We start from the raw sequence: 26,120 nt of genomic DNA, 5'->3' as shown, positions 1-26,120 counted from the left end.
CGGTATGAATGGGACTAGGCAAGGCCGCCCGACGGGCGGCGGCATTTCACACTAGAGATACGGCATGAATCGACGCGTGGGCTTGAGGGCAGGGCGAAAGGGAAAAAACCAGGGGCAGGGCGTGGCGAAGTTCCGGCTTGCGCCGGTCGTGCACGCGATGGCGCTGGCCATGACGGCCGGATCGGCGGCGGCGGCGGGACCGGCCTTCAGCCCCGGCTGGTTCGCCGACAAGCGCGCCACCCAGGCGCAGGCGGCGGCCACGGGCCGGCTGCCGGGCGGCGGCATTGCCGGAATACCGAACGCGCAACGAGAGCAACAGCGCTCGCAGGAGCAGCTGCAACGGTCGCTGGTCAACCTGAACCGCACAGCCGCCATGATCGCGGCCCAGCAATCTGCCCAGGGCGCCGCGCGCCAGGCCGCGCTCAACGGTGCGTCGGCGGTGCCTGACGGAATGGCGGAAGGCGGACTGAAGGTGGACCGCAATCCGCTGACGGCGGGTTGGGAGAACGCCAAGGCGCTGACCGACAAGTCGCAGGCTCAGGTGAATGGCCGGACCGTCGTCACGGTGGAACAGACCGGCGAGCGCGCCATCCTGAACTGGGAGACCTTCAACGTCGGCCGCCAGACGACGGTGGCCTTCAAACAGGAAGCGTCCTGGGCGGTGTTGAATCGGGTGAACGATCCCAAGGCCCGCCCCAGCCAGATCCAGGGGCAGATCGACGCGGCTGGCACGGTCATGGTCGTGAATCGGAACGGCATCGTGTTCAGCGGCACCAGCCAGGTCAATACCCGCAATCTGGTCGCCGCCGCGGTGGGCATGAGCGATGCGCAGTTCAGGCAGGGCATCTACAGCGCGAAGGTGGACAGCGGGGTCCAGGAGCGGATGACGCCGGCCTTCGGCAACGATCTGGCCGGCGCCGGCGACGCCGCGACGTTCAGCAAGGCGACGGGCGACGTGCGCGTGGAAGCAGGCGCGCGCATACAGACGGGCAAGCCCGAGTCGGTTACCCAGGGCGGCGGCTACGTGCTGCTCCTGGGGCGGGAGACGCACAATGCCGGTCAGATCACGACGCCGGGCGGCCAGACGCTGCTGGCCGCCGGAGACAGCTTCATCATCCGCAAGGGACTGGCGTCCGACGCCAACAGCATATCGACGACCCGTGGCAACGAGGTGTCCGCGCGCCGCAGGGCCGACAGTGAAGCAGGGCTGGTGGCGAATACGGGATTGATCCAGGCGCCGACCGGAGACGTGACGCTGACGGGCCATGACGTGCGCCAGCTGGGCGTCGCGGTATCCAGCACCACGGTAACGACGCGCGGCACGGTGCATCTGCTCAACTCGGCCAGCGATACCGGCGGCAAGATCGTGCTGGGCCGCGATTCGGCCACGGCAATTCTGCTTGAGGCCGACGGTGGGCGCGCGCTGGATGCCCAGCGCGATGCCTTGCTGCTTCCGGCAAGCGCGGCAGACGGCTATCGCGCGGCGGGACAGGCGTTCGATCATCTTAGCTCCGTGCCGGACCGGCGCGACCAGTCGCGCATCGAGGTGACCAGCGGCGGAACGGTGCAGGTGGAAGGCGGCGCGATGGCCCTGGCGACCGGCGGCCAGATCGCGGTGTCCGCCGCGCGGCGCACCCTGCTGGAAAACGGCGCGGTCCTGGACGTGGCCGGCGCGGTCGGCGTCAAGCTCGCCATGGAGTCGAACAACGTCAAAGTCAATATCCAGGGCAACGAACAGCGCGATGCGCCGGTCAGCCGGGACGGCAAGACACTGAACAACACCGATGTCTGGGTGGACAGGCGCACGCTGATCCAGATCGCCAAGGGCGTCAACGGCTACGAGCGGGAGCGCTGGTATACGCCGGGAGGCCTGCTGGAAGTGGGCGGCTATCTGGGCACCACCGAGCATGGCGTCGGCGAATGGGCGGCGGTGGGCGGCATCGTCACCGTGGCGGGCGGCGAGCTGGTGAGTCGCGCCGGCTCCCAGATCAACATCTCCGGCGGCACGCTGGACGTGCAGAGCGGCTATCTCAGGCAAAGCTGGCTGCGCGGCGAGGACGGCCGGCTGTACGAAATATCGCGTGCGCCGGGAGATCTGCTGTACAAGGGCTTGTACAAGGGCTTCGAGGATGTCCATGCGCGTTGGGGCGACAAGGGCACGCGCTATTTCCACAACCCGCTGATCGGGCCGCGCCAGCGCTACGAAGAAGGCTATACCGCCGGCCGCGACGCCGGTCAGCTGGTCGTATCGACGAAAACCGCCGTTCTCGATGGCGACATCATCGGCGAGGCGTTTCAAGGCGTCTATCAAACGCAGGCCAGACAGAACATCGACGCCGGCGTGCGCCAGCAAACGGGCTACCGGCAATCGCAGTTGGCCCGGTCACTGGCAGGCCAGCTGGTCATCGGCGGATACCAGGCCAAGAGCTTCGAACAGAACGGCAAGGTGCGCTGGGGCTACGATCTGTATGCCACGACGGGAAGTATCTCTATCCAGGACGGACAGCCATCCGGCGCGCCGGCAGTCAACCTGGACGATCCCTTGCCAGCGCTTGGAAACGGCCGCATTTCCCTGGACGCCGGCAGGCTGAACGGTATCGGTCTGGGGCAGATCACCGCCGTCGCGTCGGAGTCCGTGTCGGTGAAAAGCCGCCTGCGCGTGGCGAATGGCGGCCAGATAGAGCTGTATGCGCCTGACGTGTCGATTGCGTCGGACCTGAGCGCGCGTAGCGGTCGCATCGCGGCGGGCAATGTGTACGAAGGCATCGATCGGGATGCCATGATTCCAGCGGTCGCCAACGCGTCGGCCCGCCTGATCGTTGCGCCGGGCGTACTGCTCGACGTCAGCGGCGCGTGGGTCAACGCAAGGCGCGATCCCGCGACAGCCGGCGACCTGGCATATCGCAACGGCGGACAGATCGTATTGCGTGGCACCGAGGACGTGCGGGTCGGGAAAGGCAGCGTGCTGAATGCGGATTCCGGCGCCGCAATCGCCGCATCCGGCAAATTGATCGGCGGCCGGGGCGGCGACGTCAGAGTGGAGTTGGCTCTTTCCCCGGATGGCAGCGCGCCCGCGCCCGGTCGCGTCGGCGTCACGTTCGATGGCACGGCCCATGCCTATGGCGTGACGGGTGGCGGCACCTTCAGGCTGTCCAGCGACAAGGTGCGGATCGGCGGTGCGGGCGCGGCGCAGCCTGGCGTCATCGTATTGTCCGAAAGTCTGTTCGCGCAGGGATTCTCGCGCTATGAGATCAACGGCAATGCCGGCCTGGAGATCGCCGATGGCGCCATGGTCCGCCCCGTCATGCCGGTTTATCGTCCGCGTTCAGTCAACCCTGACGCCGGTGCTTCCAGCGTGGCCGACGCGCTGGAACTGTGGACGCCTCCCGTGTTCCAGGAGGATCCGCTCGCGGGACGCATGTCCCAGCGCCTGGGCGCCAGCCTGTCCCTGAGCGCCTTCGCGCCGTACCAGCCCAAGCCCGAAGGCGGCCTGCGCATCGGCGCGGGCGCGCTGGTCGAGGTGGACCCCGGCCAGGTGATCCAGTTGCAGTCGCGCGGCATGTTGCGCATCAGCGGAACCCTGCGCGCGCCGGGCGGCCGTATCGAGGCGGCGCGAGGGGCGGACCCGGTTGTCGGCATCCAGCTGCAGAAGGGCGGACTGTCAAATTCGATCTGGCTGGACGGGCAGGCGCGGCTGGATGTCGCGGGCATCTCGGCGACCGGGATAGACACGGCGGGACGCCAATACGGCCTGCAGCGGGACGGCGGACGCATCGCGCTGGACGGTGAATTCGTCGTGATCCGCCCTGGGGCGGTGCTGGACGCGTCGGGAACGCGCATGGATGTCGATGTCCCGATGCCGGGCGCGGCGGCCGTTCGCACGCGCATCGGAGGCAAGGGCGGAGAAATCGCGCTGTCCGCGACGGCAGGGCTCTATCTCGACGGCGACATGCGGGCCGCGGGCGGCACGCCGGATGCGCCGGGCGGCAAGCTCTCGCTTCGCTTGGAAACGCCACTCTATGACGCAGGTACGCCAGATGAAATGATCCGCCCCAGGGAGCTGGTGGTCGCCCAAGCCAGCCGGGCCAGCCTGCTGCCCGTCGGCGCGCGGCCGGATTCGGTCACGCTGAGCTATGGCCAGGGCCGCATCGGCGTCGATCAGATCCTGGCCGGCGGCTTCGATGAAGTGTCGCTGATGGCGCGGGACCTCGTCACTTTCGATGGCAATGTGGATCTGGGCTTGCGCCGGGCCATCAACCTGTATGAAGGCGCGCTCGGCAATACGCGGGCCGGCGCCACGGTGCGCCTCGCGGCGCCCTACGTGCTGCTGAGCGGACGCACCAGTCTGCTTCCCCCGTCGACGCCGCCTCTGCCGGTATTCGCCTCGTTGGAAGAATGGCGGGCGTCAGGGCAAGGAGACGCCGCGCGGCTCGGCGTTGAAGCAGACCATATCGACATCCGCGATTTCGTCCGCACGGGCATCCAGGGCGCGGTCACGCTCAATGGCGGCATGACACAAACCGTGGACCGCCGTGGCTACGGCCTGGTCGAACTACGCAGCCGGGGCGATCTGCGTTTTCTGTCCTCGACGGCGGCCACCCCGGCTTCGCTGCCATTCGGCGGCTTTCCCTCGGCCGGCGCCATGCTCGCCAGCGGCGACCTGTTGTTGGCGGCGCAGCGCATCTATCCCGCGACGGGTTCCGCCGGCCTCGCGGTGGCCGGCGTCAGGGATGCGAATACCTTTGACCCGGAGCGCGCATTGCGAGTGCAACGCGTGGACGGGTCCCTGTCCGCCGTCACGCCGCTGTCGGCGTTCGGCAGGCTGGCGCTCATGGCGCCGACGGTGGAGCAGGGCGGCGTCCTGTATGCGCCGCTGGGCGCGATACAACTGGGCTCGACCGGCGCCAACATCAATCGCAGCGTGCGGCTGCTGCCGGGCAGCCTGACGTCCGTCAGCGCCAGGGGCGCGACGATACCCTATGGCGGCACGGTCGACGGATTGAGCTACCTGTACAACGGCGCGACCGTCGAGCTTGGCTCGGTGGGGGGCAAGAACCGCATCGGCAACATGGAACACGGCGTGGTGCTTACGGGCCGCTCGTTCAGCGTGGATCCGGGCGCGGTGATCGATGTTTCCGGCGGCGGCACGCTGGCCGGCGCGGCATTCGTCAGCGGACGAGGCGGCTCCACGGATCCCATGTTCCACCCGCTGCCCCGGTTCGACCCGCCATCGGGCCAATTCGAACTGCCGACGCTGGACGCCCGCCCGGTCTATGCCATCCTGCCAGGGTTGCCCGACCGGTATGCGCCGCTGGCGCCGAGGGATGCCTCCGCCGGCTACGCGGGATCCCGGCCATTGCCCGGAGAAACCATCACCATCGGCGCGGGCGTGCCCGGTCTGGCGGCGGGCACCTATACGCTGCTCCCCGCGTACTACGCGCTCCTGCCCGGCGCTTTCCGCGTCGAGGTTGGGGCGAATGCGCAGCCGTTCGCGCCTGCCGGCCTGCGCGGCGGATCCTGGACGGTGACGGCGACGCGCGGGCTGGCCGGCACGGGCACCGGCGACGGCTGGCCCCGTCAGGCGCTGATCACGCCGGGCGACGTGTTGCGCCGGCACGCGCAATACAACGAGATGGACTACCAGGCCTACGTCTTGGCGGACGCGACGCGCAAGGGGCTGCCGCGTGCGTGGTCGCCTCAGGATGTCTCTGCGCTCGAACTGCGATTCCTCTCGGACGCGGACAGCGCAGGCGCGACGGCGTTCCGATTCGAAGGCGCGATGCGCGCCAACCGAGGCGCGCAGGGCTATGGCGGCCAGGTAATCGTGCGTGCGGACCAGCCGCTGGAAATCGTGAAGGACGGCGCCACGCCCGGATTCCTGGGCGCCTCGGTCCGAGCGGCCGATATCAACGCCTTGGGCGCCGATCGCATATCCATCGGAGGCTCGACCGCTCAATCCTCGATCAGCCCGGACCGGTTGAGATTCGACGTGCGCGGCGACGATATCTACCTGCGCAGCGGAGCGCTGCTGCGAGCTCCCGAAGTCCTGCTGATGACATCGGACACCAAATCGATCGTGGTGGAGCGCGGAGCCATCATCAATACGCTGGGCATGGGCGCCGCGCCCTACGACTCGCGCAACGGCTATCGCTACGGCCAATCCGACAGCAGCGTGAATGTGCTGGCGGTGTCCAACGGCTGGCTGGATTTCGCCAATGGCGTCAGCAGTCAGGATGCGGGGATCGAACTGGGCGCGGACTGCGCCGTCGCGACTTGCGCGGCGCCCGCACGTCTCTATTCGGACGGCACGATCGCCATCGGCACCAGCAACCTGATCGTCCACGATGCGCTGCGCTACGGCACGCGCAATCTGGTGCTGGCGGCGAACAGCCTGAACGTGGGCAACGAGGCGGCGCTGGCCGACGCTGCCGCGCGCGGCGTGCTGCCGCCGGGGTTGCGACTGTCGCAGACCCTGTTGAGCCGCCTGTTGATCGGCGATCGGGAAATGGGCGCGCCGGCGTTGGAGCGCGTCATTTTCTCGATGAAGAACTCGGTCAATTTCTTCGGTTCGGTGAATCTGAGCACGCTGAATCCCACCACCGGAAAATCCAGCCTGCAGCAACTGGTGTTCAATACGCCTGCCATGTATGGACTGGGCGCGGCCGGCGATGTCGCGAGCGTGAGCACCGACACGCTGGTTTGGAACGGCGTGGCGGATGCGCCCGCGGGGGACATCGTTGCCGGCGGGGCCGGCACCGGACTCGGTCGTCTGGATCTGCGCGCCCGCCGCATCATGCTGGGCGATGCCAACGGAACGCCGTTGACGCCGCATCTGAACATGAAACGCCTCGCGCTGGGTTTCTCCCAGGTGACTCTGGACGCGACGGAACGCATTTCCGCGAACGGTGAAGGCAGTGTGGGCGTCTATCAGTCTCGCGGGAGTTACTCGAACGGCGCGTTTTCCTATTCGGGCGGCGACCTGGTGCTGCGCACGCCGCTGCTGACAGGCGAAGCCGCGTCCGTGTCCCGCATCACGGCCGGCGGCGCGCTGCGCCTGTCGGGTGCGGGACAGGCGGTCGGCGCCGCGGCCATCGGCGGATCGTTGTACCTGGTCGCGGACAGCGTCACGCTGGACAGCGCCATCGCCTTGCCCAGCGGCAAATTGAGCGTGCGGGCCGAACGGGACATCACGCTGGGCGACGGCGCGCGCATCGACATGGCCGGGCGCGGCACGACGCTGTTCGACCAGACCCGTTACAGCTGGGGCGGCGATGTCGAGCTGGAAAGCAAGTCGGGCAACATAATTCAGTCGGCCGGATCGGTCGTGGACGTTTCCGCCGCCTATAACCACGCAGGCAGCCTGCGCGCGTCGGCCATGGGCGCGACGGCTGGCCTGATCGCGCTGCGAGGCCAACTGCTGGGCAGCGCCAGCGGCGAATACGATGCCGGCGGCACCTATGTGCCCTTCGAAAACGGCGGCATCCAGCTGAAAGGGCAATCCATCGAGGATTTCGGCGGTCTGAATCGCCGCCTCACCCAGACCGGCGTCACCGGATCCCGCAGTTTCCAGACCAGGATCGGGGACCTGACGGTCGGCGACGAAGTCCGCGCCCGGCACGTCGTCATCGCCGCCGACGGCGGCAGCCTGCGCATCAATGGCAAGATCGACGCCAGCGGCGCACAGGTGGGCAGCATCCGGCTCGCGGCCATGAACGATCTGGTGCTCAACGGGCTGCTTGATGCGCACGGAACGCGGCTGCGCGTCGACAGCGCCGGCGCCATCATCGACAGCCCGAACCGCGCCGTGATCGATCTGACGTCGCGCAAGGGACGGCTGATCCTGGCGGCGGGCGCGGAAATGGACCTTCGCGCCGGCACCGCGGCACCCGCGGGGACAGGCCCTGGCAGGAACGACGGCCGCGCCCGCGGCACCGTCGATTTGAACGCCTCCCGCATCGGCGCCAACGACGTCGCCTTGGACGTGCTGGGCGCGCCCCGCATCGTGGGCGCGATGCGCGTGGCGGTCAATGCGTTCGACTACGCCACCTACATCGATGCGCCGGCCGCCGGCGTGCCCGATGTCAACGGCAGGCGACCCCAGCAGATCACCCAGGCCTATCTCGATCGTATCCACCGGGACAATACGACATACATGAACGGGGCGTTGAACAACGCCGCGCTGTCCGGCCGGCTTGCCGCCCTGGGACCGTACCGTCTTCGTCCCGGCGTGGAAATCAGCAGCGCGACGGCCGACGGCGACCTGACGATCAGCGGGGACCTGGACCTGTCCGGCTATCGCTATGGTCCGGGCGCGGATCCGTCCAACCCGGCCCGGCGCGGCATGGGCGAGCCCGGCGTCCTGTTGATACGGGCCAAGGGCAATCTCAATGTCTACGGCAGCATCAACGACGGTTTCGCACCGCCCCTGAGCACGGATGAAGACAGCCGCGCATGGAGGCTGGTGGGCCGGCTGGCGACGAACAATCCGAACGGCGTGGATCTGTGGCAGCAGAGCATCATCGTGCCCAAGAGCATCACCCTGCGAGGCGCCGCGGCTGGCGTCACCACGACGTTTCCCAATGTCGAGGGAGAATCGCTGAACTTCGACGCGCCGCTGCGCTCCAGCGTCATCAAGGCCCGCGTGCGCATGCCGACCGAGGTCCAACTCGAGAGTTATTTCAACCTGCGCGCTGGCACGGTGCTGGGCGGCGCGGTCACCACGCCCGACGGCACGGTCTACCCCGCGGGTACCATCGTCGCCGCCAACCTGCTGCTGGAGCCGGGAACCACGCTGGCCGCCGGCTTCATGGCTGACCAGAGCATTACGGTGGCGCCTTTCACCCTGCCCAAGGGCACGTCGCTGGGCATCTTCGACATGCAGCCTGCGCTGTCGAGCAACCTGACCCTGGCGCCGGGTTCCTATCTGCCATCGGGTTCGACGTTGCGCTTTGCCGGCAGCAGCGTGCCCCTGCGCGATCTGGACGCCAATGGCAAGCAGGGCCGCATCTGGGCCGTCGCGCCCATGTTGCCCGCCGGTACCGAGTCGTGGAGCCTTCGGCTGGCCGGCGGCGCGGATCTGGCGTCGGCCGACACGCGCGCCTTGCTGCCGTCCATGCAGCTGGCCGGAGGCGGCCAGGTCCGGCTGGCGGATCTGCATTATCAGCAGGACCTGTCGGGAGGACGGCTGGGCGAATCGCCCATTTTCAGTGTTATCCGAACCGGGAAGGGCGACCTGGACATCCTGTCCGGCGGCGACTTCCGCCAGACCTCGTTCTACGGCATCTATACGGCAGGCACGCAGTCCGGCCCCGTGCGGGATCACAATGGCAACCCCGTCCTCAATGCCCTGGGGCAGGACGCCTACAACCTGAGGCGGGCCAGCGATCCGGACCAGTCCCTGGCGAATGGCCGCGAGTCCGTCCTGGGCGCGGGGTCGGCCCGCTACGAACCGCTGGTGACGGGCGGTCAGTACGCCGCCTGGTACCCGGAGCAGGGCGGCAACGTCTATATCGGCGTGCAGGGCAATATGCGTGCCGCCACCCGGGGCATCGCCAGCGGGCCGGAGCTGTCCGACAAGCGCGGATCGGGCTGGATGAGCGGAGGCTACACGGGTACCTGGCTGTGGCGGCAGGGCGGCGAGGACCTGGGGCAGCGCACCGCGTGGTGGATCAATTTCGGCACGTATGTGCCGACCGCGTTCTATTCTTCCATTCGCCAGCCGGGCGTCACGATAGAAGGCTTCACCGGCATTGGCGCGCTGGGCGGCGGCAATGTTGATGTCGCGGTGGGCGGCGATGCGGGAATCCAGAGAAAGCCCGGCAGCACATCCTCCTTCCGTTTCCCTTATAGCGACGGCCTGGTGCTGGCGGTGGGAAGCACGGGACGGATCACGCCGGACGGCGCCCGCGTCACGACGGGCGGGGGAGACCTCAGCCTGAAGGTGAACGGCGCGTTGAATCCCGTGGCGACGTCCAGCTACGATGCCGCCGGCGCCGTCAATGGCGGGGTCACGAGCGACATGAACGGCGTGCTGACGAACCTGCGCGGCGCTCTGGACGTGTCTGCACGTAGCATCGGGCGTGTGGATCCCATGCGGATGGTGCCCGATCCGTCGGATTCGCGGCCCATGAATACGGATTCACCGACGCTGGGCCTGCCCTCGGGGGGCATAGTCATTGTGCCGGGGGACGCCACGGCGCGCCTGTCAACGAACAGCGATCTGGTGCTGGGTGGCGTCGGCGACGCCGGCCGCAACCGGCCTCTTGGCGGTACGCGCCTCATCAGCGGCGGCCCGGAAATCGGCGGCGGCGCGCAGAGCTGGTTCAGCTTGTGGACCGATCGCACGAGCATCGACCTTCATGCCGCCGGCGGATCGCTGACGCCGATCTCGACTCAGCATGTCGACGGCACCAACGCATTTCCATTGATGTTCAACAGCGGGTTGATGGGCGAGAGTTTTCTCTATCCGTCCCGCTTCAGTGCGGTCGCATCGGCCGGCAGCATCTACTACGCTCCCCGGAAGGATACGGCCGGCGCGGCGTGGACCTTCGCGCCGGGCCCCAACGGCCGGGTGGAACTGTTCGCCGCCCGTTCGCTCAACGCTGGCGGCATGCCGACAGAAATGTCGGGCGCGGCCCCCGCCGTCATGCCGACGCCGGACCGGCCCGCCTATCTCGTCGAATGGAATGTCGGCGGGTCGGCCATCCGGAAGACCAACGCCATCGCGCCTCCCGGCGCCTTGTTCGCTTTCGGGCTCGACACGGCGGCAGGACGGGCGCCGCAGTCCGACGCCGGCATCGCCCGCTACTACGCGGGCATGGACATCGTTGGCCTGCAGACAGGCAGCCTGGTGACTTCCATCGATGGCAATCAGTATCGCGCCGCCCGTCCGGCTTGGATCCAGGCTGGCCGCGACATCGTCAACCTCAAGGGCCTGATCCTCAACCAGCGACCCAACGACGTTTCCCGGATCGCCGCCGGCCGCGACATTCTCTACGCCAATGTCGATATTGCCGGGCCGGGCTGGCTGGAGATCATCGCCGGCCGCAACCTGACACAGGAAGACAGGGGCCGCCTGGGCAGCGTCGGCCTGATCGACGGCAAGCCCGCCACCGGCAAGGGCGGCGCCGGCATCGTCGTCAGCGTCGGCGGCGAGGGCGACTACACCGCCTTCGCCCGGCGCTATCTCGACCCCGCCAATCGCGCCGACCCCGGCCAGACCCTGGCCAGCCAGCCAGGCAAGGCCATCAAGACCTACGAGCGCGAACTGGCCGACTGGCTGCGCGCGTTCCAAGGCTACGACGGCCCGGCCGACCAGGCGCGCGCCTACTTCGACGCGCTGCCGCCGGAGCAGCAGCGCATCTTCCTGCGCCAGGTCTATTACGCCGAGCTGACCCAGGGCGGGCGCGAGTACAACGACGCGGCGGGGCCGCGCCCCGGCAGCTACGTGCGCGGCCGGCAGGCCATCGCCTCGCTGTTCCCCGAAGCCGACGCGCAGGGCCGCCCGATCCGCTACCAGGGCGACATCACCCTGTTCGGCGGCTCCGGCATCCAGACGCTGTTCGGCGGTCCGATCCACCTGCTGGCGCCGGGCGGCAAGATGATCTTCGGCGTGGAAGGGATGGCGCCGCCGTCGACCGCCGGCGTGGTGACGCAGGGCGCGGGCGACATCCAGATGTACGCCAAGGGCAGCATCCTGCTGGGGCAGAGCCGGGTCATGACCACGTTCGGCGGCCACATCATGGGCTGGTCGGCGGAAGGCGACATCAACAGCGGCCGAGGCGCCAAGAGCACAGTGGTCTACACGCCGCAGCGCCGGCTGTACGACGCCGTGGGCAACGTCAGCCTGTCGCCGACGGTGCCCAGCACCGGCGCCGGCATCAGCACGCTGAATCCGATCCCGGAAGTGCCCAAGGGCGACGTCGACCTGGTCGCGCCGCTGGGCACGGTGGATCCGGGCGAGGCCGGCATCCGCGTATCGGGCAATATCAACATCGCCGCGCTGCACGTGGTCAATGCCGCCAACATCCAGGCCCAGGGCGAATCCAAGGGCATCCCGGCGACGGCGACGGTGAACACCGGCGCGCTGACCTCGGCCAGCTCGGCCGCGTCGTCGGCCACGCAAAGCGCACAGGATATGACGCGGCAACAGCAGGCATCCGCGCGCCAGAACCTGCCGTCCATCATCTCGGTGCAGATCCTGGGCTACGGCAACGAGCCGGCGTCCGGAGCGACCGGGGAGGGCGCGGCGCCCGCCGGACAGCCGCCACGGCGCGACGGCAGCGCCAGCGGCTACGACCCGCGCAGCGTCTTCCAGATGCTGGGCAACGGCGACATCCCGGAAGCGCAGCGGGCAAGGCTCACGGACGCCGAACGGCGCAGGCTGTCGGGAGGCTGAAGCGGGCGCCGTTCCTGTCACGCGGCAGTCATACGCCATTACTACATTGCCTGTTCACCGATCGCCACCGCGTCCGGCCGGCTCCCGGCCCGCCGGACGCGGCATGGGCGGGGCGCTTGCGCGGCAGGCGCGTGGCGCTCCGTCCTTGGGGGCAGCAAGCGCACCGCGTGCGTGCGGCGTGGGGGGGTATGTTTTTTTGGCGTTCGAAGGCGGCCCGCTGCACGCGCACGCTATGGCGCGCGCGCCGCTGGCCGGCGCTGCTGTTGCTGGCGGCCTGTTGCTGGCGCGCGCTGGCCGCGGAGGCGCCGCCCGAGCCTCGGCCCATTTTCGCCTTCGACATTCCCGCCCAGCCGCTGCAGGCCGCGCTGGAACAGTACAGCAATGTGACGGGCGGATCGGTGGTGTATCGCGCAGCGTTGACCGTGGGGCGGCGTTCGGCCGCCGTGAAGGGAATCCATACGCCGGAGGCTGCCTTGCGCATGCTGATCGAAGGTTCTGGCCTGGTCGCCGAGTACACCGCGACGAACGCCGTGGTGCTGCAGCCCGAGCCGGCCGCGCCGGCCGTCGCGCGGCGGCCGGCAAATCCCACCGGGTCGTTCTATCGCAGTTACTACGGCCTGATCCAGGCCGGCGTGCGCGATGCGCTCTGCGGCCTGCCGGCGCTGGCCGTGGGCAGTTTCCGGGCGGCGGTGAGCTTTGGCGTGTCGGAGCAGGGACGGGTGCGGGACGCCCATCTGCTGGATTCCAGCGGCGACGCGGACCGCGACGAGGCGATCACGCAGGCGCTGAACGGCATCGCCCTGGGCAAGGCGCCGCCCGAGGGCCTGGCGCAGCCTTTCGTGATGCTGATCGTGCCGCAGTCGGCCGACCACGACCGCGCCTGCGTCATCCGCTGAGCGCCTGACCCGGATCCATGATGCCTTCCAGCCTGGCCGTACTGCGCGATTTCATGCTGCAGCGCTACGACGATCTCAAGGCGCGCCTGACGCGGCGCCTGGGCTGCGCCGACATGGCCAGTGACGCCTTGCAGGACACCTGGTTGCGGCTCGAAGGCAAGGACGAACTGGGGCCGGTCGACAGCCCGGGCGCGTACCTGCTGCGGATGGCGGTCAATGTGGCGGTGGACCAGCAGCGCGCCGAAAACCGCCGGCTCACCTCCAGCGAGGCCGAGGCCTTGCTCGCCTTGCCCGACCCCGCGCCCGGTCCGGCGCAGACGGCGCAAGGCCGCGAGGAACTGGACACGCTGGTGCGGGTCATGGGCGAGCTGTCCGAGCGTCAGCGCGGGGTGCTGTTGGCCGTGCGGCTGGAAGGACTGCCGCAGGCCGAGGTGGCGACGCGCATGGGCGTGTCGTTGCGCACCGTGGAGCGCGAATTGCGCAGCGCGCACGAGCACTGCGCGACGCGCGTCCGTAATTTATTGTCACCATAAAAAACGCATCCCCAAGGCGGATTCCGGCTGCGAGAACCGTCATAGGGGTAGCAAGGGGAATAACGGCGCGCCGCCGCTCCATGCCGGCATCGCCGTACAGAGAGAATCGTCATGAAGAGTGCATCCCGCGACGCCCGACGCAGACAGGCGGACATCGAGCGCCAGGCCCGTGCCTGGATAAGGCTGCTGGCCTCCGGCCAGGCCACGCTGCATGACGCCGAGGCCTTGAAGCTGTGGTGCGCGGCCAGCGAGGCGCATGCCGCCGCCTTCGCGCTGGAACGGCGGTTCTGGAACCAGGTGGGACCCGCCGCGCAACAGTTGCAGCGGCAGACGGCGCGGGCGTCCCACGCGCGCCCGGCTGCCCGCGCCTGGGGCCGCCGCGCGTTCCTGGGGACGGCGCTGGGCGGCACGGCCGCCGCCGCCATCGCCGCGGTGGTGGCGCCGCCGTTCGGTCTGTGGCGCTCGTTCGATGAGTGGGACGCAGACTACCGCACCGACACCGGCGGGCGCCGCCAGTTCGGCCTGGACCGGCAGGTGCAGGTCGACATGAACACGCAGACCAGCATCGCCCTGCGGCCGGATGTAGCGGGCGCGCTGGGCATGGAGCTGATCACGGGCGAAGCGGCCTTCGAGGCGCTGGCGCCCGACCGCAAGGTCACGGTGCTGGCCGGCGCCGGCAAGGCCAGCGCCAGCCAGGCGAAGTTCGAGCTGCGTCGCACCGGCAGCAGCGTCTGCCTGACCTGCGTCAGCGGCGAGGTCGCGCTGTCGCACGCGGGCGGCGAGCTGGTCCTGGCGCCGCGCCAGCAGGTCAGCTACGACCGCGAGCAGGTGGGCGCGATCCAGACGATAGACCCCGATGAGACCTCGGCCTGGCGGCAGGGCGCGCTGGTGTTCCGCCAGACGCCGCTGCCGGCCGTGGTGGCCGAGATCAACCGCTACCGGCGCGGCCACGTGGTGCTGCTGGACGGCAAGCGCGGCGCCAGCGCCATGAGCGGCCGCTTCGAGATCCGCGACATGGAGAAGGTGCTGGTGCAGATCGAGCGCGCCTTTGGCCTGACCGCCACGCGGCTGCCCGGCAACGTCGTCCTGCTCAGCTGAGCGGGCGCCCCGCGCGCCGGCTCATGGGCCAGCCGCGCGGACCTGCCTGCGCCATGTCGGTTTTGCGCCGCGAAACTCGTCCTATCCATGCAGACCCGGTAGCAGAGCGCCAGGCAGGCGCGGGCCGCGGCTGCGCGATGGAGAGAGCAGCAGTGTCGCGCAAACCGAACATAGGCATACGAGAGCTGAAGGAAAACCTGTCGGCCGTGGTGGATTCCGCCTGGGAGCATCCCGTGTCGGTGCACCGCTATGGCTCGCCCTGGGTCTGGATCGTCTCGCACGAAGTCTGGACCCGCAATACGCGCCGCATCGACTTCAATCCGGCCGGCCATCCGCTGGCCGCCGTGCGCCAGCATCTGGACATGGCGATGCGCGAGCGCCAGCCGCGCCTGCACGCGGCGGCGCTGCGGGCCATGCTGCGCATCGAGGCGCAGCCGCTGCTGCGGGCGCTGGCGGTGCAGCTGCTGTACGGACTGGAAACCGAGGCCGCGCTGCATGAGCAGATCTCCTGCAACCTGCTGTTCCGCTGGTTCGTCGGCCTGTCCCTGGACCAGCAGATCTGGACGCCGCAGGAATTTGGATATTCGCTGGAGCGCGTGCTGGCCAGCGCCGAGCTTGTGGCCATCCTGGAGGAACTGCTGCTCGGCGCGCCGGTGGCGCCGATCGCGCAGGCTACCGGCATACCGCTGAACCAGGCTTTGTTGAGGGAGTGGCGGGCCCGCAGCGTGCGGGGCGGTTGAGACGGATTTGGCGGGTTTTTCTTCTAGGAATCGTCTTAGAGAAAGACCGCAATGCCGGCCCCTGCCGGCCCCCTGCAAGGAGATCGCCGTGTCAGCCATCGTCACCGTGGGTATGTTGGAACTGGACCGCAAACTGTCCAAAGTGCTGGATAGCGCCCGCCGCGTTCCGGTGTCGGTGTCGCGCTATGGCTCGCCCTGGGTGTGGGTGGTGTCGCACGAGGCCTGGATGGGGCAGGTCCAGCTCACCCGCTTCGTGCCGCCCAGGCATCCCCTGGTGGGCCTGCGCGAGCACGTGGACGACGTGCTGCGCGGCCATGCCGCCATGCTGGAGCGGGCCGTCGCGCAGCTGGCGCTGCGCACCGACGCGGCGGTGCTGTGCCGCGCCTTCATCCTGCAACTGCTGTATCCGGTGGGCAGCCGCCGCTACTTCCTGGAGCAGATCGCCTACAACCTGCTGTTCCGTTGGTTCGCCGGCCTGACGCAGGGGCTGGGCGCCGACGAGGAGGCCGACCTGGACCGGGAGCTGGACCTGATCGGCCGGCGCCCGGAGATCGTGCAGGTGCTGCACCAGGCGCTGGACGACGGCTTGCTGACGCCGCCGAGCTGGGCAGTGCGCAAGCGGGCAGCCAGGAGTCCGGCCGGCACCGGACAGCGCCCGCTTGCGCGAGGCGTTGCGGGCTACGCGGCGAACGCGGGCCTGGCCGGCGCGCGTTGACGCCGTGGCATCGCACTCCCGTCCGACGGACAGCATCGGCATGACGGTCACGCCCGCCCGCCGCCCATCCGCGTCCGGCGATGTCCGGGCCTGTCTGAGCGATTTCCTGGTCGCCAATTACGCTCGGCTGATCGGCCGCCTGCGCGCCCGCCTGGGCTGCGAAGACCTGGCTTCCGACAGCTTGCACGACGCCTGGCTGCGCCTGGCGGATGGGCCGGCGCCGGAGCCGGGTGGCGCGGCGGGCGTCGTCAACCCCGGCGCCTACCTGTTCCGCATGGCCTGCAACATCGCCATCGACCGCCTGCGCGCCGAGCAGTTGCGGCGCGCGGGCGGTCCCGAGCTCGAACCGGACGAGGTCGAGGACGGCGCGCCCGGCCCGCAGCAGATCGCGCAGGCGCGTTCCTCATTGCGCGACTTCCTTCGGGAAGTGGACACGCTGCCCAGGCAGCAGCGCGCCGTGTACATCGACGTGCGCATCGAAGGGCTGCCGCAAAGCGCGGCGGCCTCGCGCTACGGCCTGTCGCCGCGCATCGTGCAGCGGCACCTGCGCGATGCGGGCCGGCACATGGCGGGGTATGCGCACAGGCTGGCCTGTCCGACGCCGCCGCGCGCGCAGTGAAACGGCCGCGCGCGCAAGCGAATCTGTCGCCGCGGACGCAAATCCTTCATATGGGGTCGCTACGATTTTCGTCACCCGCCCGCCGCGCGCAGCCGGCGTGGCCGCCCCGTCACCGTCCAGCCCCCGTTCGAGCCCATCCGCCATGCCCAGGAATCCTCCGCGCGACACAGCAGGCCAGCAGGGATTCACGCTGGTCGAGGTCATGGTGGTGGTGGTCATCGTCGGCATCGCCACGGCGGCCCTGGGCCTGTCCATCCGTTCCGATCCGGCCCGCAGGCTGCGCGACGACGCTCAGCAGCTGGCGCTGCGCATGCAGACCGCGCAGCAGGAAGCGCGCGCCGACGGCCGGCCCATCGCCTGGCAGGCGGATCTGTCCGGCTACCGTTACACGCGCGGCACCTGGGCGCTGGACGATGCCGCGCCGACGCTGGACATGACGCGGCTGGACGCCTTCGAACGCGACGCCACGCTGCGCCCGCAGCGCTGGCAATCGGGCGAGGTGCGCGTGACGCCCGCCAGGCCGGTGACGCTGGATGGCGAATGGTTCGGCGAGCCCTGGCAGCTGAAACTCTCCAACGGCGCGGCCGAAGTGGTCTTGCGGCGCACCGGCGGCGGACGCTATGTGGTCCAGTAGCGCGGGGGCCGGCGGGCAGCGGGGATTCACGCTGCTGGAAATCCTGATCGCGCTGGCCATCGTCAGCGTGGCGCTGGCCGCCGTGATGCGCACGACCGGCATGCTCACCACCAACAATGGCGTGCTGCGCGACCGCGCGCTGGCGCTCATGTCGGCGCAGAACCGGCTGGTTGAGCTGCAGCTGGCGCCGCCCGTGGCCACGGTGAGCCGGGATCGCGCGCCCTGTCCGCAGGGCGGATTGGCGCTGGTATGCGAAACGCGCCTGACCGACGTGGTGCGAGGATCCCGCCTGGCGACCGTGGAAGTGTTCCGCGACCGGCAGGCGGGCCCCCGGCTGGCCACGCTCAGCGCGGCGCTGGACAATCAGAGATAGGCCCATGGACCGGCGCCGGCAGAGCGGTTTCTCGCTGATCGAGGTGATCGTGGCCATCATGATCATGGCCATCATCAGCCTGCTGTCATGGCGGGCGATCGACAGCGTCTCGCTGACCAGCCGCAAGCTGGACGCGCGCAGCGACGAGATCACGGCGTTGCAGCGCGTGTTCGACCAGTTCGAGCGCGACGTCGCGTTGCGGGCCAGCCCCATGCAGGCCGCCGGCCAGGACTTCGGCGGCGTAGCGATCCGGCTGCGCGCCGCGCAGTCCGACCTGCGCAGCGTGGAGTTGATGCGCAGCATGGCCGGGCCGGCGGCGGGCTGGCAGCGCGTGCTGTGGGAGCGCGATGGCCGCAAGTTGTTGCGCGCGGCCGGTCCCTCTGGAGAGCGCTATCCGCTGGCGCCGCCAGGTCCGGGCGAAACCGTGCTGGACGAGGTGCAGGAGTTCAACGTCCGCGTCTGGGTGCCAGGCAGGGGGTGGGGCGCGTTTCCAACCGGCGACGCGCCCGCCGCGACCGGGCTGGAATTGATCATCGCGCGCGGCCCGCCGGGCGAGCTGCAACGCTATCGCCGCGTGTACGCGCTGCACTAATGCGGCAGATCAATGCAACCGCAATTTTCGCGCGTGCCACCTGGCCACGCGGCCCAGGAGTCATATGCCCATGCGTGAAATCAGAATGCCTTCCTTGTCCGCCGCCCGCGCCGCCAGTCTGTGCCTGATGGCCGCCGCGCTCGCGGGCCTGGCGTGGTGGGGGTGGGCGCTGATGGAGCCCTTGCCCCAGGCCGCCACGCCCGCCGCCCGCGCCGGGGTGCCGCCAAGCGGCGCGGAACAGGCCGCCGCGTGGCTGGCGCCCGGCGCCGCGCGGCTGGATGTGAGGGTTGCGGGCGCGCTGTCCGGCGCCGGCCGTGGCGCGGCGGTGCTCTCGGTCAACGGCGGCCCGCCGCAGGCCTATGCGATCGGCGATGCGCTGACCGGCACGGCGCGTCTGGCGGACATCGAGGCGCAGGCGCTGATCGTGGAGCAATCGGGCGAGCGCATCCGCCTGCCCATGCCCGCACTGCAGGACAGCGCCAGCGGCGGACTAACGGCGGCGGCGCGCCAATAAAGCCATTCAGTCGCCAAAATGCTTGCTTTTTATGGCAATAATGCTTTAAAATACAACATGTTGCATTCATTTGGCGTTGCGCGCTGTTCGTGCGCAAGTCATGTTGATCGCAGCTCATCTCCATGGCGCGGCCGTCCGATGCTCCCCCCGCAGCAGCACGCATCCGGCCCGCCCGACACCCTGCGCATTGTGTCTTGGCGGGAAGGCCACTGCCTTGAATAGGAGAGCATTCATGTTTCGCAAGCTCGGCGACAAATGGCAATTCGAAGTCGCACCGCTCAACTGGAAGGCGCCCGACACGGGCCAGCACACAGAGGCCGCTCCGGCTTCGGCTGAAACCCAGAGCTCGGAACGTTCCGACGGCCAGCGCGACGCCAACTAAACCCGCCTCCTGGCCCATCACGGCCGCCGCCGGTTCTCACCGGCGGCGGCCGTCGTCTTTTCCGGCTCGCCGCGCCTTTCAGTCCGCCCGGTCCAGCAGCACGCGGTTGCGTCCGCTCATCTTGGCCTGGTAGAGCAGTTCGTCGGCGCGGCGGAACAGCGTTTCGGCGTGTTCCGCGCCGCTTCCCCATTCCACATACGACACGCCGAAACTGGCGGTCATGCCGAAGCGGCGGCCGTCGCAGCTGGTCACGCTAGCCTGGGCAATGCCCTGCCGCATCCGCTCGGCCATTTCCAGCGCCTGCCCCGGTTGGCTGGTGTGGCACAGGACCGCGAATTCCTCGCCACCGACTCGCGCCACCACATCGGCGTGGCGGAAGTTGCGCGCGGACAGCGCGGCGACGACCTTGAGCGCCTCGTCGCCAGCGGCATGACCGTAGGTGTCGTTGATGGACTTGAAATGATCGATGTCGAACAGGATGAAGGCCAGCACCGGGTCGGCGCCGCGCCAGCGCTCGCGCGTCTCTTCGAAGCGTCGTTCAAATGCGCGGCGATTGAGCAGGCCGGTCAGGAAATCCGTCTCGGCCATGGTCGCCAGATCCAGTATCAGGCGGTCGCGCTCCGACTCCAGCCGCGACTTGCTGGCGGCGGTGTCCTTCAGGACGCTCAGGGCGCTGAACATCCCGTTGATCTCGCCCCGGTAGCGGTCCAGTGGAATGGCGGGGACGGGACCGCCGTCCGCGATAGCGCCGATGATGCGCGTCGCCTGCACGAACGGTCGGATGACGCGCTTGCGGAACTGGCTCAGCGACAGCAGCAGAGCAGCGGCCAGCATCGCGGCGGCGGCCAGCGTGGCCAGTAGCACGCGGACCGAGGAGGCGCGCTGAGCGGCGATGCGCTGCTCCACCCGGTCCAGCATGAAGTCGCGGAATTGCGTGATCGAGCGCATCAGGGGCACGTAGGCGTCGGCCACTTCGCGCGTCGTCAACCCGGCGCCCGCCGGACCGCGCGAGGCGAGTTCGCGCAGCCGCTCGATATAGGCGATGCCATCGCCCATGTACAGGTGCTTCATGTCCATGTAGGCAATGGTGCCGCGCAATTCCGGAATGCTGGAAATGCGCGCGTCGATCAGGGTCTGCAACTCCTCGATGCGGCCGAGCACGCGTTCGATCTTCAGCTGGTCCGCATCGTTCAATGCCCGGCGCCGGCTCAGCGCGGGAGTGAATGTCGAACCGAGCAGGCCGGCCTGTTCGCGCAGCTCGCCGGCCAGGATGGCCAGCGCCATCATGTCCGAGGCGTCGGATTGGTTGCGCATCACGATGCCGATGCTTTCGACCATGCCGGTGCGCAATTCAGGCACCACATCCACCATGCCGTCGACCACGGACCACACGTTCTGGCCAGACCTGGCGCCTCGCGGCGCGTCGATGGCGAGGTCGGCGTTCGCGCGCGCGATCGCCAGGGCCTGGCGGATGCGCTGAATGTTGGAGAATTCCTTGGCGCCGTGCGGGCTCAGCGGCGCGCGGTACAGGGCCAGCAACTCGGCCAGCTTGGCATCGCTGCGTTCGCGGGCATCCCGCAGCGAGGCGAGGAGGGCGGGCGGCACCGGCAGGTTCTCGCCCAGCGCGGCGTTCATCGGGCCGCGCTCGGCCGAGACCAGCTCCATGGTCTGCAACGTGCAACGCACGGCGGTGAAGGCGGTGGAGGCGGCGGCGGTCGAGGCGTAGGCGCGCCAGTTCTGCTGGACCACGATGCCGGTGAGCACGGATACCGGCAAGACCACGCCCGTGGCCAGTATCAGGAAATACCGCTCCAAGGATTTGAGGGCGTAGGCACTGCGCAACATACGGAAAAACCGGCCCTAAAACAATGTCTGTGCCGCGCAGAATACTTGAATTGCTGCAGCAGGAGCGCCAAGCGCGCGCAAGCCGTCGCAATTTTGAAACGCTATATCAGAATAAATCTTTAAGTTTCAACAGAACTCGGATTTTCATCAGATTGTTGCGCCTTCGCGCATCGATGCGCGCCCATGCGGCGCTCAGGCCTGGCCTTGCAGCACGACCCGGTTGCGGCCGCCTTGCTTGGCGGCGTAGAGGGCTGCGTCGGCCTCGGCGAAGGCCTGCGCCGGCTCCGCGCCGAAATCCTGCCAACAGGCCACGCCAGCCGACACGGTGATGCCGCCGATGCCGGGCATTGGACAGGCTTCGACCCGCTTGCGCAGCCGCTCGGCCACCAGGCCGGCTTCCTTCAGGCCCGCGCCGGGCAGCAGCATCAGGAATTCCTCGCCGCCGTTGCGGCACAGCACGTCGGCGGGGCGCGAGCATTCGCGCATGATCTGCGCCATGTGCCGGATCACCTCGTCGCCGGTCGAATGGCCATGCGTATCGTTGACGTTCTTGAAGTGGTCGATGTCCAGCGCGATCACGCCATAGCGGATGGCCGAGGCGCGCATTTGCTCGACGGCGTCCTGCATGCCGCGCCGGTTGCGCAGGCCGGTGAGGGGATCGGTGATGCTGGCCAGGTTGAGCTTGCCGATCTTCTCCTGCAGGCTGGTGAAGCTCCAAATGACGGCATGCTTCAGGCGCTCGGCCTCGAAGTACCAGGCTTTCACCGACCGGACGCGTTGCATGGCGACGGCCACATCATGATGTTCCACATTGGTCGCCAGCTGCGCGAGCGGCAGCGAGATCATGCGAGCGCACCACCAGATCGCCAGCAGGAAAGCGATCGCCAGGGGCGCGGCATAGCCGAGCAGGGCCCAGATCAGCTCCTGGATCGGTTCCAGCGTGACGGCGGTGGGGCGCTGGGCGATGATGCCCCAGCCGCTGCTCGTCACCACCGCGTAGCCCGCCAGCATGTCGACGTCCTTGGTGTTCAGCAGGCGGCGTGCGCCTGACTCGCCTTGCTTGACGGCGGCGACCACGGGATTGTGCGAGACATCCTCGCCCAAGCGGCTGGGATCGACGTGGTAGATCAGCTTGCCGTCCCGGTCCACCACGTACAGATAGGAGCCATCCTGGTAATGGTGGCGGCCCAGCAGTTCCTGCAGGGCGCTCTCGTTGCGCAGGTGGATCGAACCCGCGATATAGCCACGATAGCGGCCATCGCGGGAGTAGATCGGGTGCGACAGCGTGATCAGCAGATTGCCGGCGATCGACACATAGGGCGGGCTGATCAGCGCCTGGCGCGCCTGGAGCGCGGCCCGGCTGCCCGGGCTGTCGACGCGCGCGCCGAGAAAGCCGCGAAAGTTTCGCGAGGCCGCCAGGATGACGCCGTCCGCGCCGACGATGCCCACGGAATTGAAGCTGTCGCTCTGTTCCTGCACCCGGCTCGCCTCGGCCTCGAGCGCGGTGGGCGAGTCCAAGGCGTCGGCCACGTGCTGGGCGCTGTAGCGCAGTTGCTGCTGCGCGCCCTTCAGGAAGTTGGCCGCGCTCTCGGCCAGCTTGGCGGCATAGACGCGGTTGGACTCAAGCGTGTTGGCGATGAGCTGGTCGCGTTGCACGCAGTAGCTCGCGTACAGGGCGTTGGCGGTTGCGGCAATGGCGCTGAAGACGGTAAGGGCGAGCACCAGCCCGCGCAGATGGATACGCATCGAGAACGTGGCGGACATGGCTTGGTGCGGGCGCGGCGGCCACGTGACGGGTCAGCTTGTAGAGAGAGGGGGGATTACGAGCGAGATTGTAATCAGGAGCGGGCCGGCGCCCTCCAGGTCGTTGCGCTATCGGGCGGCGCCGGCATCGCCGGCGTCCCGCGGGGCGGCCGGCTGCTCCGTTGCCGCCAGATCGAACAGGCGGGCGGCCTTCAGGGTCGCCGCCGCGCCGGCGCGGTAGTAGCCCATGGCCGTGGCCACGCTGGCGTGGCCCGTCATGGCCATGGCATCGCCCAATGGCACTTGCTGGCGACCGGCCTCGGTGATGAAGCCCGAGCGCAGGCTGTGCGCGGAATAGCTTTCGTCCAGGCCCGCCAGCTCGCAGCGCTGGCGCACGATATCGCGCACGGCGGCGGCGGCCAGTGGCTCGCCCAGCACATCGCCGCGCCGGATCCGGCGGAACAGCGGGCCTTGCGCGATGCCGCTGGCATCCAGCCAGGCCTGCAGGGCCCGCGCCGCCGCTCCCACGATCGGCTTGGCGTCCTCGGCCCGGGCGGCGCCCGCCTGGTTGGTCTTGGAGTGGCGCAGCAGATAAAGAAAACCGTCCTCGCCGCGCGGCGTGTTCTCGACGGTGGCGCGCACGACTTCGGAGCGGCGCCGACCGCCGCTGGCCCAGGCGAACAGCAGTAGCGCCCGGTCGCGCAGTCCGCGCAGCGAATCGTCGCAGGTATCCAACAGCGCCTGCAGCGGCTCGCGCGTCAGGGCCGGCTTGCGCGCGGGCGCCGCGCCGCGCCGGGCATGCGCGCGGCGGGTGCGGGCGAGCAGATCGCGCAGCCCCTGCGCGCGGCACGGGTTCGGCAGCCCCAGCGTGTCATGCGCCTTGGACAGGACCGATACGCGTTGCAGCACCGTGTTCAGGCCCGGCGGCCCCAGGCGTCCCTTGACCTTCAGGCGGACGAGTTCCTGGTCCAGCGCGGCCGGCATTTCGCTGGTCAGACCTTGTTCGGTCTGGCGGCGGGCGTGGTCCACGACGAATTGCACGACAGCGGTCTCGGGCAAGGGCAGGGCGAAGCGCCGGCCGTAGCGCAGTTCGAACCAGGCCGCCCAGTAACGCATCGCGGCGCGGTAGCTGGCCGCCGTATTGGCCGAACTGCCTTCCCGCATCAGGGCGCGCGCGGCCTCGTCCGCGCTGCGGTCCAGAACGGCGGGGTCGAGCAGGGGCAGGGCGGGCAAGGGCTTCAGTTGCATGGAACGAGGTGATTTCGTGTGTGCAAGGCGATTTCCGGCCGGGAATCGGCCCAAAATCTTGCTTATGTGTTATTTAATATGTATTGTGTTTGATATCTAACATAACTACCAGATTACTCACGATAAGCTTCCATTATCGTGAGTAATTCCAGCCCTGCGCAAGGCAAAAACACCGAACGAGATCACTATGGCCACCGGAATCACGGAATCAGACGTCTGGACGGCGGCGGACGCGCTGCTGCTGGAAGGCGCGCGCCCCACCATCGAAAGAGTGCGGCAGAAGATCGGCCGGGGCTCGCCCAACACCGTCAGCCCCTATCTGGAGACCTGGTTCAAGGCGCTGGGCGCACGCATCCGCGATCCTCGCGCCTTCGCCAGCCAGGAAGCCGTGCCCGATCCGGTCGCGCAGGCGGCGGCGCGTCTATGGGACGCCGCGCTGGAGCTGGCGCGCGCGGAACAGACCGCCGCCCAGCGCGACGCGCAAGCCGAACTGGCGGCGCAGCGGCAGGCCAATGCCGACGAAGCCGAACGCCTGCGCCAGCATGCCCTGGCGCTGGCGGCGCGGGAAGACGACATGCGGCTGAGCCTGGCCGTGGCCGGCACACAGCTCGAAGCGGCCGAGTCGCGCCTGCGCGCGGCCGAGGCGCAGTTGCGCCAGCGTGATGCCCAGTGGGACGCCGCGCAGGCCCAGCTGGCCGAGTCCCGTGCGGCGGAACAGGCGCTGCAGGCGCAGGCGGAACAAGCCCGCGACGCGCATGCGCAGGCCCAATCCGCGCTCGAATCCCGCCACGCCGCGCATGAACGCCGCTGGCTCAACGAACTGGACGCGGAACGCAGCGCCGCCAAGCGCCTGCAGTCCAAGCTGGACGAGGCCGTCGCCGAAGGCCAACGCAAGGCGGCCGCGCTGGAGACCGAACTGGCGCGCGCCGGCGAACGCCTGCGGAAGGCGGAACGCGAGGCCCAGGCCCGGTTTGCCGAGCAGGCGGCACGGTTGACTCGGTTGGAGGCGGAGCTGGTCTCGGCGCGCTCGGCGGCGGAGCAGGCGGCCGGGAACGCGAAGGAGCGGGAAGCCAGCCTGGAACAGCTGCGCAGCGCAGCCGAGACTCAGGCAACGGCGCTGCAGGCACGGATTCGAGCGCAGGACGAGCAGCTGGCTGCTTTGACCCGCCATCTGATGATGCTGACCACACCGGCGCCGGCCGCTTCAGACGCGACGACGGGGCAGGGGAGCGACTGAGTCAGGGGGGCGGACAAGTACCAGAGCTGGAACGCTCAAGGCCGCTCAAGAATGCGTGGCCCCGGCCCTTCGGCGGCCAGCGCGTCGTTCGGATTGCGCAGCGGACAGTCCTGCAGCGACAAGCAGCCGCAGCCGATGCAGTTGTCCAGTTCATCGCGCAGGCGGGTCAGCCGCTTGATGCGTTCATCCAGCGTCTGGCGCCAACGCGCCGACAGGCTTTTCCACTGCGCCGCCGTCAGTTTGCTGTCTGGCGGCAGCTCGCCCAGCGCGGCGCGGATCTCGTCCAGGGGTATGCCAGTGCGCTGCGCGACCTTGATGATGGCGATGTAGCGCAGCACGATGCCGGAAAAGCGCCGTTGGTTGCCTTCGCTGCGGGTCGCCTTGATCAGGCCCTTGGACTCGTAGAAGTGGATCGTCGACACGGCCACGCCGCTGCGCCTGGCCACTTCGCCGACGGACAACGAGCGCGTGTAGTCGATCGCCACGACCTTTGCCATATGAATTGACCTGAAGTTAAGCTGAGGTCTTATAGCCCGTCGGACGGGCTTTGGCAA

Annotated in this window: 17 protein-coding genes; 13 read left to right on the top strand and 4 right to left on the bottom strand. The window is 68.9% G+C overall.

Features of this window, described 5'->3' with window-relative positions; translation table 11 throughout:
* Positions 1–64: 64 nt before the first annotated feature.
* The 12 genes from ACEU5R_RS08775 (at position 65) to ACEU5R_RS08720 (ending at position 19,493) form a co-directional block, all read left to right on the top strand.
* A complete protein-coding gene (locus tag ACEU5R_RS08775) occupies positions 65–12,397 on the top strand; it encodes a filamentous haemagglutinin family protein (RefSeq protein ID WP_392409866.1) in 12,333 nt (4,110 codons plus the stop codon).
* A gap of 188 nt (positions 12,398–12,585) precedes the next feature.
* Positions 12,586–13,293, top strand: a complete 708-nt coding sequence (locus tag ACEU5R_RS08770; RefSeq protein WP_233772435.1) for a TonB C-terminal domain-containing protein — start codon at positions 12,586–12,588, stop codon at positions 13,291–13,293.
* 17 nt (positions 13,294–13,310) lie between these two features.
* Positions 13,311–13,826 (top strand): RNA polymerase sigma factor, encoded by a 516-nt coding sequence (locus ACEU5R_RS08765; protein WP_103274459.1) that lies wholly within the window; start codon positions 13,311–13,313, stop codon positions 13,824–13,826.
* 111 nt (positions 13,827–13,937) lie between these two features.
* A complete protein-coding gene (locus tag ACEU5R_RS08760; RefSeq protein ID WP_392409865.1) occupies positions 13,938–14,924 on the top strand; it encodes a FecR family protein in 987 nt (328 codons plus the stop codon).
* Positions 14,925–15,076: 152 nt separating this feature from the next.
* The gene (locus ACEU5R_RS08755; protein ID WP_158658430.1) at positions 15,077–15,664 is read left to right on the top strand and encodes a transposase; all 588 of its coding nucleotides are present in this window, start codon (positions 15,077–15,079) and stop codon (positions 15,662–15,664) included.
* 88 nt (positions 15,665–15,752) lie between these two features.
* A complete protein-coding gene (locus ACEU5R_RS08750; protein WP_392409863.1) occupies positions 15,753–16,379 on the top strand; it encodes a transposase in 627 nt (208 codons plus the stop codon).
* 4 nt (positions 16,380–16,383) lie between these two features.
* Positions 16,384–16,998, top strand: coding sequence for an RNA polymerase sigma factor (locus tag ACEU5R_RS08745; protein WP_392409862.1), 615 nt, complete (start codon positions 16,384–16,386; stop codon positions 16,996–16,998).
* A 142-nt stretch (positions 16,999–17,140) separates the two neighbouring features.
* Positions 17,141–17,632, top strand: coding sequence for a GspH/FimT family pseudopilin (locus ACEU5R_RS08740; RefSeq protein ID WP_392409861.1), 492 nt, complete (start codon positions 17,141–17,143; stop codon positions 17,630–17,632).
* Complete coding sequence (gene gspI, locus ACEU5R_RS08735) at positions 17,619–18,005, top strand: type II secretion system minor pseudopilin GspI (RefSeq protein ID WP_103274453.1); 387 nt, start codon at positions 17,619–17,621, stop codon at positions 18,003–18,005. The genes ACEU5R_RS08740 and gspI overlap by 14 nt, the downstream gene beginning before the upstream one ends.
* Positions 18,006–18,009: 4 nt before the next feature.
* Entirely contained in the window at positions 18,010–18,597 is a 588-nt protein-coding gene (locus ACEU5R_RS08730) for a type II secretion system protein J (RefSeq protein WP_392409860.1), read from the top strand.
* Between the two features lie 70 nt (positions 18,598–18,667).
* The gene (locus tag ACEU5R_RS08725) at positions 18,668–19,111 is read left to right on the top strand and encodes a type II secretion system protein N (RefSeq protein ID WP_158658428.1); all 444 of its coding nucleotides are present in this window, start codon (positions 18,668–18,670) and stop codon (positions 19,109–19,111) included.
* A gap of 232 nt (positions 19,112–19,343) precedes the next feature.
* Positions 19,344–19,493 (top strand): hypothetical protein, encoded by a 150-nt coding sequence (locus ACEU5R_RS08720; protein ID WP_392409859.1) that lies wholly within the window; start codon positions 19,344–19,346, stop codon positions 19,491–19,493.
* Between the two features lie 78 nt (positions 19,494–19,571).
* On the opposite strand, the gene ACEU5R_RS08715 is transcribed toward ACEU5R_RS08720, so the two are convergent.
* From ACEU5R_RS08715 to ACEU5R_RS08705, 3 genes are all read right to left on the bottom strand, one after another.
* Entirely contained in the window at positions 19,572–21,338 is a 1,767-nt protein-coding gene (locus tag ACEU5R_RS08715) for a diguanylate cyclase (protein WP_392409858.1), read from the bottom strand.
* A 192-nt stretch (positions 21,339–21,530) separates the two neighbouring features.
* Entirely contained in the window at positions 21,531–23,102 is a 1,572-nt protein-coding gene (locus tag ACEU5R_RS08710) for a diguanylate cyclase (RefSeq protein WP_392409857.1), read from the bottom strand.
* A 108-nt stretch (positions 23,103–23,210) separates the two neighbouring features.
* Positions 23,211–24,329: a site-specific integrase gene (locus tag ACEU5R_RS08705; protein ID WP_392409856.1), complete on the bottom strand. Its 1,119-nt coding sequence runs from the start codon at positions 24,327–24,329 to the stop codon at positions 23,211–23,213.
* A gap of 187 nt (positions 24,330–24,516) precedes the next feature.
* Between ACEU5R_RS08705 and ACEU5R_RS08700 the strand changes: the two genes are divergently transcribed.
* Complete coding sequence (locus ACEU5R_RS08700) at positions 24,517–25,566, top strand: DNA-binding protein (protein WP_392409855.1); 1,050 nt, start codon at positions 24,517–24,519, stop codon at positions 25,564–25,566.
* Between the two features lie 35 nt (positions 25,567–25,601).
* Here ACEU5R_RS08700 and soxR read toward each other — a convergent pair whose 3' ends face one another.
* A complete protein-coding gene (gene soxR, locus ACEU5R_RS08695; RefSeq protein ID WP_392409854.1) occupies positions 25,602–26,063 on the bottom strand; it encodes a redox-sensitive transcriptional activator SoxR in 462 nt (153 codons plus the stop codon).
* Positions 26,064–26,120: the final 57 nt, after the last annotated feature.

This window comes from Achromobacter sp. 413638 (assembly GCF_043119405.1).
Lineage (GTDB): Bacteria > Pseudomonadota > Gammaproteobacteria > Burkholderiales > Burkholderiaceae_B > Achromobacter.
The sequence above is the reverse complement of the archived record's forward strand: the minus strand, read 5'-3'. Positions and strand labels throughout refer to the sequence as shown.